The organism is Anoxybacillus sp. UARK-01 (genome assembly GCF_002075365.1).
In the GTDB taxonomy this organism is placed as follows: domain Bacteria; phylum Bacillota; class Bacilli; order Bacillales; family Anoxybacillaceae; genus Anoxybacteroides; species Anoxybacteroides rupiense.
The window spans coordinates 38,523-52,974 of the sequence record NZ_NASY01000041.1 but is presented as its reverse complement, the minus strand read 5'-3'; the positions used below and the strand labels follow the sequence as shown (position 1 = coordinate 52,974).

Here is a 14,452-nt window from a genome sequence, read left to right as displayed (position 1 = left end):
GGACCTCTCTCTTTCATTAACGGGATACGCTCAACACGCTGACTTCAAGCAAATATTGGTTGAGCAACGTCTTAAGACGCTCGAGACGGCCGGATGTATTGCGAATCTCACCAAGTTGCAGCGCATATTTTTCTAATTTTTTAAAATCAGCAGTTTCTTCGACAATCTCGCGACCAATGCCTTCCGTATAGCTCTTGTACCGCTCTTCGATCAATTGTTCAAATACGCGGTCTTCAAGCAAACGATGGGCCACTTTCAAGCCGATCGCAAAGCTGTCCATGCCGGCGATATGGGCATAGAACAAATCTTCCGGTTCAAATGATCCTCTTCTCACCTTAGCGTCAAAGTTCAAACCGCCTTTGCCAAGACCATTGTTTTTCAAAATTTCGTACATGGCTAGAGTAGTAGAATACAAATCCGTCGGAAACTCGTCCGTATCCCAGCCTAATAGCGTATCTCCTTGATTCGCATCGACCGAACCAAGCATGCCGTGAATGCGGGCGACTTGTAATTCGTGCTCAAACGTATGGCCAGCCAACGTTGCATGATTGGCTTCAATGTTGAATTTAAAGTAGTCTTTCAGTCCATATGTTTGCAAAAATGCAAGAGCAGTTGCCACATCGAAGTCGTATTGGTGCTTCGTCGGCTCTTTTGGCTTCGGCTCAATCAAAAATTGTCCATCGAAACCAATTTCTTTCGCATAGTCCACCGCCATACGCAAGAAACGGGCCAAGTTGTCAAGTTCCAGCTTCATATCGGTGTTCAGCAGCGTCTCATAGCCTTCCCGTCCTCCCCAGAAGACGTAGTTTTCCGCTCCGAGCCGTTTGGCAATCTCGAGCCCTTTTTTCACCTTCGCTGCTGCATAAGCGAACACATCAGCGTTGCACGACGTCGCCGCTCCGTGGACAAAGCGCGGATGGCTGAACAAATTCGCCGTATTCCAAAGCAGCTTCGTTTTGCTCGTTTTCATGTACTCTTCGATCATGTCGACAATTTCATCAAGGTTTTTGTACGTTTCAGCAAGCGTATCTCCTTCTGGAGCGATATCGACATCATGGAAGCAGAAAAACGGAACGTTCAACTTTTCAAATAGTTCAAACGCCGCCTCGACGCGTGCTTTCGCCAAATCCATGCCGCTGTAATGGTCCCACGGGCGAATCATATTGCCAGCGCCAAACGGATCCGACCCATTTCCGGTAAATGTATGCCAATATGCAACCGAAAACCGCAAATGCTCCGCCATCGTCTTGTCGCCGACCTTTTCTTCCGGATTGTAAAACTTAAACGCTAATGGATTGCGTGACTGTGGACCTTCATACGCAATCGAGCCAATATTCGGAAAATAAGCCATATTCAAATCCCCCTTAGCGGTTAATTGATATCAACACGCAAGAATCATATTGCTTCAGTTCCATTATAGCGCTTTCATATTTGTTTGTCTATCAGATAAACAAAGTTTTATCTTTGTTTTCTTATTCGTTTTTCAATGGTGATTTTGAATAATAAACCTCTTCGCATCTCTGTAAAGGCACCTAAAACAGAGTTATTCACCCTCTGTCACACGAATACTTGACAAAGAGATTCACAGGATTTCCTTCTATTACCAATGCTCTACATCTTCAAGCTACGCGTTCATTGGATATATTCTTCTTTTTTGTCCTCATCCCCATCCATATATTCTTTCAGATGGAGATTAGTCTGCTTTTAAATGATTTTTCCATTCGAAACGGATGAACTTGTTTCATTTTGTAAATGATGAATTACTCTCTGATTTTCTTGAATTTTTTTGAAAACTCCACAACGCTCCTGACATGAGAACAAGCGAAAACGCACTTGCTCCGAAAAATGGAAGGAAGCTAGGAACGTAAAGAAAGAAGATCGTCAGCAAAATGATTCCTGTTAGCATTGCCAGTGTAATAAATGGATTGGCTATTCCGATGAAAAAAGCGCACTTCATATACTGTCTAAAACGCAATTGATAATGAACATAGACAGGAAAAATATAGACAGCCGTAATGACATAAAAGATGAGCGCTATAAAGAAAAACAGCGAAAAGATTGTCTGCAGCCATTCTTCAGCGTTTACTATAAACCAAAAATCTATATATAAAATATAGGCAGTGCCGCCCAACAGCAGCCCGATCATATTGGAAGGGAGAAATTCTTTTTTATAAGTAGCAAAAAATGTTCGAAAAACAGGGAAATCCATCTTCCCCATCATCCATTTTCTCACCACCGTAAATAGAGCAACAGAAGCGGGGGCTACTCCCGCAACAATCATTCCTATGCATGAAAAACAAATCCATAATAGATTAAGATAGGCTAACTTTACAATCCAATCACACGCAGAATACAGCCAATCTTCTCTTCTATTCATAATCCTTTCCAGTCCCTTCTTCCTCAACGATCAATACAATAAGCACCTTTTCTTTTTTAAAATATTCAAATAGTAATAATGAAGAACAAAGAACTTATTCTCCCTCGTTTAACCATAAAATACTCGTCACGCCGCGCGGGTAATATTTGCTGCCGCTAATTTCACCGGCAATTATTTGGTCGCTCCAGCTCCAAATCGATAGCTCGGGATGTGTGAGCCATGCTACATGCGCCGCATCGGCTTTCTTTCCTAATTCATCCCATTTCCATCCTAAAAGATGCCGCGCAATAAATTGGCACAAATAGATTTTGCTGAGCCATGAATTGTTACTTGTTGATGAAATTTTCCATCCGCCATCCGGGAAGAGGCAAATTCCTTCTCGTAACACATAACGCAAATGTTTGCGCAGCGCTTGAATATATCCCCCAAAGCGGCCGTCGTCTTTTAAAGCCTCATGGCAATTCGTGAAATAAGGGAATACAAGCCCCTCAATGGCCGGAATGATTTTCGAATCATTTCCTTCTCCCATTACGGCCGGAATATACCCGTCATCGGTCACATAGCTGACGATCGTCGCCGCGCATTTTTCCGCCTGCTCCCCAGCCAGTGCGGCTCCTTCTTCCTTGCCGACATCACGGAACAATTTCTCAAGCGCTACATAGGCCGCCCAACATTTGCCCGCCAAATATAAGTTGTTGCGTGCTTGGCCAAGAGAAACGTCTAAACTATCATATGTCGTGATTTCCGCTCCCCCCATCGTACGGCTGCTATCAAGTCCCATTATTCCATTCCGCTTTTGCGGCTGGGGATGATCGCGGCGAATCATGCTTTCCAAGCATTGTTCTAAGATGGGGAGCCGCTGTTGGCGCCATGCCCAATCTTTTGTTTGCTCGATGTATACCGCGGCGCAAAGCACCCAGTTGACGAGTTGTTCGTGCGTCATATGCGAAAAGCAGCCGCTGATTCCATATAGCTCATAAGAAGAATACTGGGGACGGGAAAACGTATTGGCCACTCCCATATCATGAGTGAAGCTGATGCCTCCCGGATATTCTGTTTCCTCTCCCGGAAAGCGGACGCGATCCTCATAGCTATACCGTTCAACATATAAATCAAGCACATTTTTAACTGTCCACGGATTCATTTTCAACTCAAAAAACAGCTGGTCAACGGTTAAATCAAAGGTATTCATCATGCGATATTCGCCTTCATTGACGACCCAAATCGGCTTCCCTCCATGCTCAAGCAGCTGGGTGTTGCCGTAATAACTTCGAATGGCATGAGCCATCATAAATTTTTGATCGTCGGAGAGCCATGCTTTTTCAATGAGCTCGTTCGAACGGAACGACTGTTCTTTCAACACCTCCACCTGCTCTAACGCATAAAGGCCCACTTCTTCGATATTGTTGAAAAAACGGGTATAGAAATAAGAAGCATCCATTCCCGCCGTTGCATAACCGCCACGGTAGAAACAAACGGCAAATTGATATGTTTTCTTCTCTCCAGCTGGCACATCCGCAATTAACGCGCCGATTTTCCCAAGTCCGAACGTCCAGTTTTCTTCGAGCGGAGTCGTCAAAATATCTTCCATACTAAAATGCAAAGCAGAGCGGACGCCTTCATCTTTTGATACAATCCCAACAATCCGGCCTTGGCCAACCCCGCACAGCTCCTGGCACGTTTCATCGATTCGTCTCATCGACGTATACGGATCGGTGCCTTCAAATCCGAAAAATGCCCGTCGCGCTTTTGTTCCGTTTGTATTGTCAATCGTCATCTCGACGATAACGGCTGGGACTAACGCCAGCTTCAGCTCTTCAGTGGTCGCCGTTTTTGGATCCGGCACCGCTTTCACCGGAGAATAAATCGTAAACGTTAAATCTTCCGCTTTCCAGGTATCGGTCGCAACGCGAAATTCCCGTTCGATGGCCTCTTTGGCAAACGGAAGGAGAATGTTCGGCTTTTGTGGATTCGGATCCGGATTTTCAATATCATATCGTTTGCTTTCATCTTCTCCTGACATTTCTAAAAACGGTAGGACATGATACAAGCCCGGTTTACTTAACGATTCTATCCCAATCCATACGTTTTGCAGCGGCGGTCGGCCAATTTCAAGATCCAAGCCCCCGCTCTTTCCTGGAAATCCCAACGTAAAGCTGGCAAACGCTCCAACGGGCGAATGATGGGCGTTAAAAAAGATATTTTTAGGCATTGAGCATTATCTCCTTTCTCCCCTAAATGACCTTAAAGCTCGAATGTGAATCATCGACAATCGAGAGCAAATCTATAAAACTGGTTTTGTCGAACAACCAAGATTCAGACAACAGTGATCCATAGCTCCATCAACGAATGTGTGAAGCGCTTCGTTGGCCAATCACTTCTCGATCCCCGAAAAACCGCACACTCCCTTTTAAGCGGAAAAGGCTAAAAAGCTTCGTTTGCTTGCTCAATCGTTTTCAATCTATTCGTTCTCTTATGCCATCAAACTCTCTTTATCCCTTAATGGCACCGGCCGTAATCCCTTCGACAATTTTGTCACTGAGAAAAAAGAAAGCGATTAAAATCGGCAAAACACTAATCATCAGCGTGGCACCAATGGCTCCCCAATCGGTCGTATATTGCCCAATAAAGTTTTGAATTCCTACAGTCAAGGTTTTATATTGCTCAGAGCTAATAAATGTATTAACAAACACAAATTCATTCCAGTTGTAAATCATATTAATAATGGTAGTCGTGACAATAACAGGGGATGTCATCGGCAAAATCACTTGGAAAAACATCCGATGGACAGAGCAGCCGTCAATAATAGCCGATTCCTCCAATTCGCGCGGCAAGGAATGGTAAAATCCGAGTAAAATCATGATCGTAATCGGCAAATTAAACCCGATATTCGTTAAAATGATCGACATTGGATGGTCAATTAATTGAAGTTTAGTAAAAAAGCCGAATAATGGAATTAGTGTGGAATGCACGGGAATCATCAACCCAACGATAAACATCCCTAGCACAACATGTTTCAGCCTCCAATGCATGCGCGTCAGCGCGAATGTGGCAAAGCTCGCCAACAAGACCGTAAAAATGACTGATACGGTAGTAATCCAAACACTATTGAAAAAATAACGGCCAATGTCTCCCTCCACCCATACTTTCACATAATTTTCCCAGCGAGGTGGAGACGGAAGCGCCAATAACGGCGTATTAAAAACCTCTTGATTATTTTTAAGCGAAAAGAATAACAGCCAAACAAGAGGAAGGATTTGAAAAATAGCTAAAATGATTAAGATGGCATAAAAAATGGACATCCCTATTCTTTTCCCTAGGGCTCGAAAGGATGATAACGAAGCTTCCGTTTTTCCTGACACTAGTGCTTCCCCCTTTTGTGCTAATACTGGATTTCTTCATTTGAACGGGTAAGTTTTCTAATCAACCATGTCACTAAAACGCAAATCAGCAGCAATGAAAAAGCGACGGTGCTTCCATATCCGAAATTAAAACTGCGGAATGCCTTTTGGTACATATAAGAAGCGATGACTTCACTCGCGCCGTTTGGCCCCCCGCCCGTCATCACATAGATTAAATCAAAGTATTTTAACGAACCGACAACAGCTAGCACAATCGTGACTTTAACGACTCCCGCAATTAACGGAAGCTTGATTTTATAGGCGAGCTGCCACGGATTAGCACCGTCGATTATTGCCGCCTCCATAATCGATGCGGGAATGCTTTTTAAAGCAGCATAATAAATCAAAATATAAAATCCGGCATATTGCCATATAATCGGAACAAAAATGGAATATAGGGCAATCGAAGGATCAGCCAGCCAGTTTGGCGGATCATCTATTCCTAGAAACAGGAGAAAATGATTTAACATCCCGTTCGATGGGTGATAAATCCGTAACCATAGCTGAGCAATGGCAACTGAAGACAACAGCATCGGAATTAAATAAATTTTTCTTAATAAATGGGCTCCCTTGATTTTTCCTGACAGTACGAGAGAAACCGCCAAATAACCGGCGAGGCTGATCACGGAAAACACCGCCAGCAAAAAGGAGTGGTATACGCTTTTCCAAAACATCTTATCTTTTAGCAGCTCTTTATAATTATCGAGCGCGATAAACTCCATGCGTCCGATGCCGTCCCATTTCATGAAACTGTAATAGCCCGTCATCACGATCGGAATGTACACCAATGTCAAAAGCAGCAGCAAAGACGGCAAAATATAAAGCGCAATGATTTTTTTATCGGACATCATTTTATTCATGCTGTCTCCTCCTTTCGCATTGGACAAAAAGGACATATATGACATATGCCCTTTTTGTCGCCCTTCTTTTCCCTCATCATTGCGTCTTAGACAGCACTTCTTGATGCTGTTTAGCGAAGTCTTTCGGTGTCACTTCTTCACCAAATAACGATTGGATTAAATTTAAATGTGTTTGCGCTGCTTCCGGGTTCATTTGCACATCGGCAAATAATGTAATATTGCTAGCTTTGTTTAATTCATTGAGCACATCGATATACATTTGTGGCAGATCGACATTAGCCGTGTTCACTTTTGTTGCTGGAATGACACCCGCTTTCGTGACTGACTGCTCGCCCCATTTTTCAACGAAAAATCTTACAAACTTTTTCGCTTCCTCCTTTGCTTTCGAATTTTGCGCTACAAACAATCCGACTCCCGGTCCTCCGACCCAGCTATCCACATTTCCTTTTTCGCCTTCAACAACAGGAAACTTAAAGAATCCGACTTTGTCGCGAAACTCCTTTGGAATATCTTCATTTGTTGTAAACTGCGGCAAATCCCATGTTCCCATTAAATACATAGCTGCTTTTTCGTTGGTAAACTCCGCTTTTGCTTCATCGTTCGATAAACCGTTAAATCCCTTGATAAACGCTTTCATTTTGACGAGGTTTTGGACTTCTTCCGCCGCTTTGATTAATCCTGGATCTGCAAATGTACCGCTTCCGTTTATCGCGTTTTTTAACGTGTCAGCGCCGCCGATTCGGTCGGCTAAATACATATACCACATCGATCCTGTCCAGCGATCCTTATTGCCTAACGCGATTGGGGCTACGCCATTTTTCACAAGCGTTTGCACCACATGCTTGAATTCTTCATATGTTTTAGGGACTTCTAAATGATATTTCGCAAAAATTTCTTTATTATAGTACACAGGAGTGATGTTAAGCTCCAATGGAAGGGCATACGTTTTGTTGTCAACCGCATATGCTTCTGTTGTCCCGGAAACAAACTGATCTTTAAGACCACCGTCTAAAACATCATCTAAAGGTGCAAATAAATTCCCTTTCACGTATGGCTCTAAAAATCCTGCCGCCCAAGTCATCCCAACATCAGGAAGCTCATTGGAAGCTGCTAATACTTTTAGCTTGTTTTTATATTGTTCGTTTTCGAGAATTTCCGTTTTGACTGTTACATTCGGATTTTCTTTTTCAAACTCTTTAATAATGTCATTAACAATCATATGGTGCTGCTTTGAGCTTCCGGCAGGCCAAAGATGCATAAATGTAAGCGTCACTTTTTTCCCGTCTTCGGGTGAAGCTCCATTTTCATTGCTTGAGCTGGAGCTAGAGCAGCCTGTGACGGCTAGCGCCAATACGAACATCATGCTGATCAGCCATGAATGCGCTTTCTTTTTCAACAAAGCCATTTCCCCCTTTGAATCTTTTTGGTTTGCTAAGATTATATCATTGGCTGATGGGGAAATAAGGCCACACTCATTGCCTAAAATTCTACTTTTTTTAGATGTTGCTTTCTGAAGCGATAGGGAGTCATTCCTTCAAATTCTTTAAATACTTTAATAAAATATTTCGCTGTTTGATAACCGACAGATTCGGCAATTTCTTCAACAGATAAATCGGTTGCCACCAGCAAGCTCTTGGCTTTCTGTATCCTGCATCTTGTCACATATTCACTAAAGGTCATATCTGTTTCTTCTTTAAAAAGGACACTAAAATAGCTTGCATTCAAATGTACATGCCTAGACACATCGCGCAGGCTCAATGGCTGATGCAAATTTTTATGAATGAACTGTATGGCTTCCCTTACGGAAGAAGAGCGGATATGTTCTTGAATTTGAATGACTTGATGATCGATCATCTGTGCCAGCATTTCTGATTTTTTTCGCTCTTCCAATATCGCCAGCGCCTGTTCCACCGCCTCAATGAGTTTATGTTTGCTGACCGGTTTGAGAAGATAATTGACCACTCCTAATTTGATTGCTTTTTGGGCATAGGCAAATTCAGAGTAAGCGGAAATAATAATCACAACTGGCTTATGCTTGTGCTCCGCAAAGGCCTCGATCAGCTGAAGCCCCGACATTTGCGGCATGCGGATATCTGTTAAGATTAAATGAACGGGGCGCTGTCTCAGAAGCTCGATTGCTTCATCCCCGCTGGCCGCACAAAGAATCTCGCATGTTCCCATCGCCCAAGCATCCAGCGTTTTTTTCAGTCCGATTCGCGCTCTCGGTTCATCATCGACGACTAAAATCGTCTTTACATCCATCATCTTTGTTCACCACGCTTAGGGATTTTCATAGAAACGTGCGTTCCTTTTCCTAATTCACTATGAATGAACAGCCTTCTATCTTCTCCATAATAAAGCTGCAAGCGCCGATTGACATTGATGATCGCCATGCCGCTCCCTTTCAAAAGGGAAAACTCTTTATCATAGAGACGCTTACGGATCTCTTGAACGGTTTGTTCCTCCATTCCATGTCCATTGTCCGTAACTTTAATGATTAAATCAGAGGAATCGCTGTCTTCCTCGATGGTGACCCAAACAGAACCCGGCTCCGCCTTATTGCCGATGCCATGCAAAACAGCATTTTCTACTAGAGGTTGAATCAGTAGCTTAGGAATAGGAATCTCTAAATATTGAAAAGGAACAACCATATTCCATAAAAGGCGGTCTCCCCACCTTAATTTCATGATCTCAAGATAGCGGCGAATATGTTCAATTTCCTCGCGAAGCGTTACCCATTCATCGTTCTTTGAATGGCTAATCGTATAGCGAAACAACTCGGACATATTTAGCACAAATTGCGATAATTCCTCTTCTTCTTTATCGACAAGTGACCAATATAGAGCATCGAGCGTGTTAAAAAGGAAATGAGGGTTAATTTGCGCTTGCAGCGCCTTTAGTTCAGTGCGGTTACGTACCAATTCTTTTTCATAAACAACTTGAATCAAATGATTGATGTTGTCTACTAATGAATTGTACGTATTGTTTAATTCATTAATCTCAATAGTAGAAAAAATAGGCGGACTCGGCTTTAATGTCCCGTTTTTTCCTCGCTTCATGATTTTGGTTAGGCTTAAGATCGGCTTGGTGACTATGGTCGAGAGAATAAAGGAGAAGATGAGAAAAATGAGAAAGCCGATAGCTCCTGAAAGTAGGATCGCATTTTTTAAGATCGAGAGGCCGCTTGTCAGCACCTCTACTGGTGTCATCATAACAAGCAACCACCCGGTCAGGGGAGATCGCTGTTTGACCACAATATACTCCTTTCCATCCTGCTTGATCACCCGCTGTTGGGTATGCAAAATAGGAGTAGGATCTCCTTGAAAATTAGAAAAAATAGATTGGAAATCATGATCGACAAGCAGCATATAGCCTTTTTCCTCTGTTTCATTGCTATAAACGTCCGTTAGTTGAAAATAGTCGCGATTCACACGTACTAATAAATACCCTCCTGGAGAAAACCAGCGGTCCATTAAGCGAATTTGCCGAATCGCTAAAAAATCTGAAGAGGCTGGATCTCGTCCAATCCAAACAATCCTCCCCTTCGCATCATTCGCTCTTTGAATCGATAAAGCTCCTATGCGATTGACCAAATCCATTTCATTCAGCGGGAACACTCGTTTGTAATGATTCGTATAAAGTTCAAAGGAATGAATACCTTGGGAATACGTTTGGTACGAATTGACGATTTGCATTAAATATTGCCGTTCGCTAAACCCAAGCAAATGGCCTCCAGCCTCTTTTAAAAGCAATTTTTGTACATACGCGTCTGTCGCCACTTGATTGGTCAATGCATCCAGTTGTCCATAAAGCGCTTCCAATCTGCCGTTTGCCTGAATGGCTGTTTGGCGAATTTGCTCCTCGGCATTTTGTTTTAATAACACCGATACGAAATGAAATGTCATCATTCCTACGAAGAGCAAGACAAATGTCATGACGAATATAAAAACGATTAGAATTTGGTTGCGAAGAGTATTAAAGCGATTCAATTTTTCTCTTATCTTCATATTCAGCAAGACACCTACCATTTATGACGCACATATTACATAGATGAAAGATCGCTCGCAGGATCAGAGCAAATTATAGATGTTTGCGACGGTAGGAGACAAATCACAGACTTGTCTCCTACCGTCATACCTGCATATTGGCGTAGGAAATCGTAACACGGGATGATGCCGCTAACAGAAAGATTCACTCCGTTCTATATCGATGCAGCCCATGGATTCACTCCCCCCGTCGACAGCTTCGTTTTTACAAGCTCACCTATTCTTTCATCCAGCATTTTGAGCAAAAAAGTCGTTATTGCTGAACAAGTCTAAATGTTGCAAAATTTAATTTTATTATACCTTTTGTTTGTTTATGTGACAAACAAAGTTTGCCAACCATCTAGAATTGCCGTATAAATTATGATACATTGGTACATAGGGTGATTCATTTGACAAAAGTAACGGGAAATCCACATCTAATTAAAAAAATTAATAAGTCGCTAGTGCTTGAGATGATAAGAACACAGGGTCCTTTGTCGCGAGCTGATATAGCACAGCGTTCCGGACTGAATAAAGGGACGGTTTCTTCCTTAGTCAAAGAATTAATCGAGGAAGAGCTCGTATATGAAATAGGCCAAGGAGAATCAAGCGGCGGACGGCGGCCTGTTCTGCTGCTGTTTAATGAAAAAGCCGGCTTCTCGATCGGCATCGATTTAGGGGTTCACTACATTTTGGGAGTGTTAACAGACCTCCAAGGAAACGTCATAGCCCAAAAGCGAGTGTCTTTTCAAAATAAAGGGTATCAAGCGGTATTGGTTCTTATCAAAGAAACCGTTCTCTCTCTGCTTGAACATATGCCAAAGAGCCGCTACGGATTGGTCGGTATCGGAATGGGCGTACCAGGAATTGTTGATAAAACAGGGACGGTGCTGTTTGCTCCGAATTTATCGTGGAAGGATATCCCTTTAAAACAGGAAATGGAGGCTGTCTTTCATGTTCCTGTCGTCATTGATAATGAAGCCAATGCGGGAGCATATGGAGAAAAACGCCTCGGCGCCGGACAAGAATTCGACCACATTCTTTATGTGAGCGCTGGCATTGGTATCGGTGTCGGTTTGGTGCTTAACGGTGAGCTTTATCGAGGAACGAACGGCTTCGCAGGCGAAAGCGGCCATATGACGATTGACATCGACGGACCCGTTTGCCGCTGCGGAAATAAAGGATGCTGGGAGCTGTACGCCTCAGAACAAGCCATTTTGGAAAAAGCCAAACAGCAGAATGTTGTTTCTGAAACAAAAGAAGTTTCTTTGGAGACTTTATTAAGCTTGGCCAAGCAAAATGATCAAAAAGCCATTCAGTTATTTGCTGAAATTGGCCGCTATTTAGCGATTGGAATCAATAACCTTCTCAACACCTTTAATCCACAGCAAATCATCATCGGCAACCGCCTTTCGATGGCAAAACAGTGGATTAAGCCGGCGATTCAGCAAGCGCTCTCTTCTCGCACTTTGCCGTTTCAGCCAACCCATTTAAGCCTTCATTTTTCTAAGCTATCCATTGATTCAACGGCACTAGGAATGGCTTTGTTTGTCATTGAAGATTTTTTGAAAAAAGGAGAAAAAATACAAGTGTTTCTATAACCAGCTCTCATCGACCGTTGAGAAGCAAGTGACGAGCTGATAACAAACAAGGGGATCCCAGCATGTTTTATGGGATCCCCTTTCTTTTAGTTAATACGCCCCTCGAATAAACGGATGCACTTCGTTTCGATAAAACTCGGCTAATTTTTCCTTTTCCTCTGGGCTAAAGGAAGGAACCATGGCAGCTTGCAAATTGTCCTCCACCTGTTTAATCGTCTTAAATCCTGGAATGACGCATGTAATTGAGTCATGATCTAAAATCCAGCGAAGGGCTGCTCTTGTCATATTTCCTCGGCCATTGGCAATCCACTCTAGCTGTTCGCTGAGCTCTACCCCTTTATGGAACTCAAGGCCGGCAAATGTTTCTCCGACATTGAAATGCTCGCCATTTCGATTAAAGTGGCGATGGTCACCTTCTGCAAACGTTGTCGTTTTTGTAAATTTTCCTGTCAGCAATCCGCTGGCCAGCGGCAGCCGCGCCAATATGCCTACTCCCTGCTCTTTCGCCTGTGGAAGCAGCTTTTCTAAAGGCTTTTGCCGGAAAATATTAAAAATGACTTGCAGCGCTTTGACGTTCGGATTGGCCAAACAAACGAGCCCTTCCTCTACCGTCTCAACACTGACGCCGTAATAACGGATCTTCCCTTCTTGCTGCAATTGATCAAGCACTTCAAACACACGCCCATCCTTCAGCACTTCCAGCGGCGGGCAATGAATTTGATAGAGATCAATCCGCTCACGCTGCAGGCGCTTTAAGCTTCCTTCACAATACTTGCGCACCTGTTCCGCAGAATATGTGCGGAAATCATGAATATCGCCCGCCCGGCAAAATTTTGTGGCGATGTAGATGTCGTCTGCTTTTCCTTTTGTCGCTTTCGCTAGAAGTTCTTCACTGCGTCCATCTCCATATACATCGGCTGTATCGAAGAAATTTACACCAGCTTCAATCGCCCGCTGCAACCCTTTTAGTGCTTCTTCTTCATCCGTCTGTCCCCATGATCCGCCAATCGCCCATGTCCCAAAGCTAATTTCACTTACCTCAAGCTCGGTATTTCCTAAACGGCGATACTTCATGACTTTCTCCCTCCATATGTAAGCATCTATTTTTTTAATCAGCTACGCCAATCTTATACTTCGTTACAGAAGAATAGGTGTCACCTGCACGCAAGATCGGGCTAGGAAAATGCGGATGATGAACAGCGTCCGGCAGTCCTTGTGTTTCTAGGCAAATGCCAAGATATTTCCTTGACGGCACGCCGCCCAAATCCACCCCTTCCGGCAACTGGTTCGACGTGTACACAACGACGCCGACTTCATCCGTCTCAACCGTCAATACCCGGCCGCTCTCTCTGTCATAAAGCACAATCTCGTTGTCATGATGCCGATCCAACCAAAACGGGTGGTCATACCCCCCACCAACCAACTCGATTTGCGGATGTCCGGATGCGACAGCCTCTCGTATGCTCTTTCCTTGCCGCAAGTCAAACGGCGTGCCAGTGACATCTAAGACGCGGCCCGTGGGAATCAGCTCCTCATTCAACTCCAGTACGCGCGAGCTTTGGATCATCAACATGTGATCCAAAATATCACGTTTGCCGTTGCCGCTTAAGTTAAAATACGTATGATTGGTCAAACTCAACGGGGTATCCTGATCGGCGACAGCCCGATACGCAATGCTCCATTCGTTCGCATGATTCAGCGTATAAGTGACTTGGACATGCACTTGGCCCGGATATCCTTCTTCACCATCAGGACTCGTATAAGAAAATTGCACTCCGGCCTCATGATCAGCTTCAATGACTTTCGCATCCCAAATCACGCGATGAAACCCGTTGATCCCCCCATGTAAATGGTTTCCATTCTCATTTTTATGAAGCGCATAGGTTGTTCCATTCAACTCAAAAGACGCTTGATGGACTCTGCCTGCTACCCGCCCGATGACAGCGCCGAAATACGGTTCATTTTTTATATAAGGAGTAAAGTCATCAAAGCTAAGTACGATATTTTCATAGTTTCCATGACGATCCGGAGCGATTATTTTCGTAATAATACATCCATAATTAAGGCACGTCACCTCTACGCCGTTGTCATTGATTATCGTAAAAGCGACAATAGGGCGCTCTGACAGCTCTGCCCAATTTTTCTCAATGATTTTCATCGCCGCAGCCCTCCTCCTCTATTAGTAAAA

At 43.6% G+C, this 14,452-nt stretch carries 11 protein-coding genes; 1 reads left to right on the top strand and 10 read right to left on the bottom strand.

Features of this window, described 5'->3' with window-relative positions:
- Window positions 1-16 precede the first annotated feature (16 nt).
- The 8 genes from xylA to B6A27_RS08965 form a co-directional block, all read right to left on the bottom strand.
- Complete coding sequence (gene xylA, locus B6A27_RS09000) at window positions 17-1,351, bottom strand: xylose isomerase (RefSeq protein WP_080861761.1); 1,335 nt, start codon at window positions 1,349-1,351, stop codon at window positions 17-19.
- A gap of 390 nt (window positions 1,352-1,741) precedes the next feature.
- Complete coding sequence (locus tag B6A27_RS08995; RefSeq protein ID WP_080861758.1) at window positions 1,742-2,377, bottom strand: YesL family protein; 636 nt, start codon at window positions 2,375-2,377, stop codon at window positions 1,742-1,744.
- Window positions 2,378-2,471: 94 nt separating this feature from the next.
- On the bottom strand, window positions 2,472-4,589 hold the full coding sequence (locus B6A27_RS08990; RefSeq protein WP_080861755.1) for a glycoside hydrolase family 52 protein: 2,118 nt from the start codon (window positions 4,587-4,589) through the stop codon (window positions 2,472-2,474).
- A 280-nt stretch (window positions 4,590-4,869) separates the two neighbouring features.
- Entirely contained in the window at window positions 4,870-5,679 is an 810-nt protein-coding gene (locus tag B6A27_RS08985; RefSeq protein ID WP_080862006.1) for a carbohydrate ABC transporter permease, read from the bottom strand.
- Window positions 5,680-5,759: 80 nt separating this feature from the next.
- Entirely contained in the window at window positions 5,760-6,638 is an 879-nt protein-coding gene (locus B6A27_RS08980) for a carbohydrate ABC transporter permease (protein WP_080861752.1), read from the bottom strand.
- Between the two features lie 76 nt (window positions 6,639-6,714).
- Window positions 6,715-8,034 carry an extracellular solute-binding protein gene (locus B6A27_RS08975; protein ID WP_080862005.1) on the bottom strand — a complete coding sequence of 440 codons (1,320 nt, stop codon included), beginning with the start codon at window positions 8,032-8,034 and terminating at the stop codon, window positions 6,715-6,717.
- 83 nt (window positions 8,035-8,117) lie between these two features.
- The gene (locus B6A27_RS08970) at window positions 8,118-8,903 is read right to left on the bottom strand and encodes a response regulator transcription factor (RefSeq protein WP_066147613.1); all 786 of its coding nucleotides are present in this window, start codon (window positions 8,901-8,903) and stop codon (window positions 8,118-8,120) included.
- Complete coding sequence (locus tag B6A27_RS08965) at window positions 8,900-10,645, bottom strand: sensor histidine kinase (RefSeq protein WP_236631825.1); 1,746 nt, start codon at window positions 10,643-10,645, stop codon at window positions 8,900-8,902. Before B6A27_RS08965 ends, B6A27_RS08970 begins: the two co-directional genes overlap by 4 nt.
- A 419-nt stretch (window positions 10,646-11,064) precedes the next feature.
- Between B6A27_RS08965 and B6A27_RS08960 the strand changes: the two genes are divergently transcribed.
- Window positions 11,065-12,264 carry an ROK family protein gene (locus B6A27_RS08960; RefSeq protein WP_311975613.1) on the top strand — a complete coding sequence of 400 codons (1,200 nt, stop codon included), beginning with the start codon at window positions 11,065-11,067 and terminating at the stop codon, window positions 12,262-12,264.
- Window positions 12,265-12,354: 90 nt separating this feature from the next.
- On the opposite strand, the gene B6A27_RS08955 is transcribed toward B6A27_RS08960, so the two are convergent.
- Together B6A27_RS08955 and B6A27_RS08950 are read right to left on the bottom strand one after the other, a co-directional pair.
- A complete protein-coding gene (locus B6A27_RS08955; protein ID WP_080861748.1) occupies window positions 12,355-13,338 on the bottom strand; it encodes an aldo/keto reductase in 984 nt (327 codons plus the stop codon).
- Window positions 13,339-13,372: 34 nt separating this feature from the next.
- Entirely contained in the window at window positions 13,373-14,422 is a 1,050-nt protein-coding gene (locus B6A27_RS08950; protein ID WP_080861745.1) for an aldose epimerase family protein, read from the bottom strand.
- Window positions 14,423-14,452 lie beyond the last annotated feature (30 nt).

Bases quoted from the DNA above. Each gene is read 5' to 3' on its own strand.
- B6A27_RS08995 (WP_080861758.1), bottom strand. From the start codon at position 2,377: ATGAATAGAAGAGAAGATTGGCTGTATTCTGCGTGTGATTGGATTGTA.
- B6A27_RS08970 (WP_066147613.1), bottom strand. From the start codon at position 8,903: ATGATGGATGTAAAGACGATTTTAGTCGTCGATGATGAACCGAGAGCG.
- B6A27_RS08950 (WP_080861745.1), bottom strand. From the start codon at position 14,422: ATGAAAATCATTGAGAAAAATTGGGCAGAGCTGTCAGAGCGCCCTATT.
- B6A27_RS08980 (WP_080861752.1), bottom strand. From the start codon at position 6,638: ATGAATAAAATGATGTCCGATAAAAAAATCATTGCGCTTTATATTTTG.
- B6A27_RS08965 (WP_236631825.1), bottom strand. From the start codon at position 10,645: ATGAAGATAAGAGAAAAATTGAATCGCTTTAATACTCTTCGCAACCAA.
- xylA (WP_080861761.1), bottom strand. From the start codon at position 1,351: ATGGCTTATTTTCCGAATATTGGCTCGATTGCGTATGAAGGTCCACAG.
- B6A27_RS08990 (WP_080861755.1), bottom strand. From the start codon at position 4,589: ATGCCTAAAAATATCTTTTTTAACGCCCATCATTCGCCCGTTGGAGCG.
- B6A27_RS08955 (WP_080861748.1), bottom strand. From the start codon at position 13,338: ATGAAGTATCGCCGTTTAGGAAATACCGAGCTTGAGGTAAGTGAAATT.
- B6A27_RS08985 (WP_080862006.1), bottom strand. From the start codon at position 5,679: ATGTCCATTTTTTATGCCATCTTAATCATTTTAGCTATTTTTCAAATC.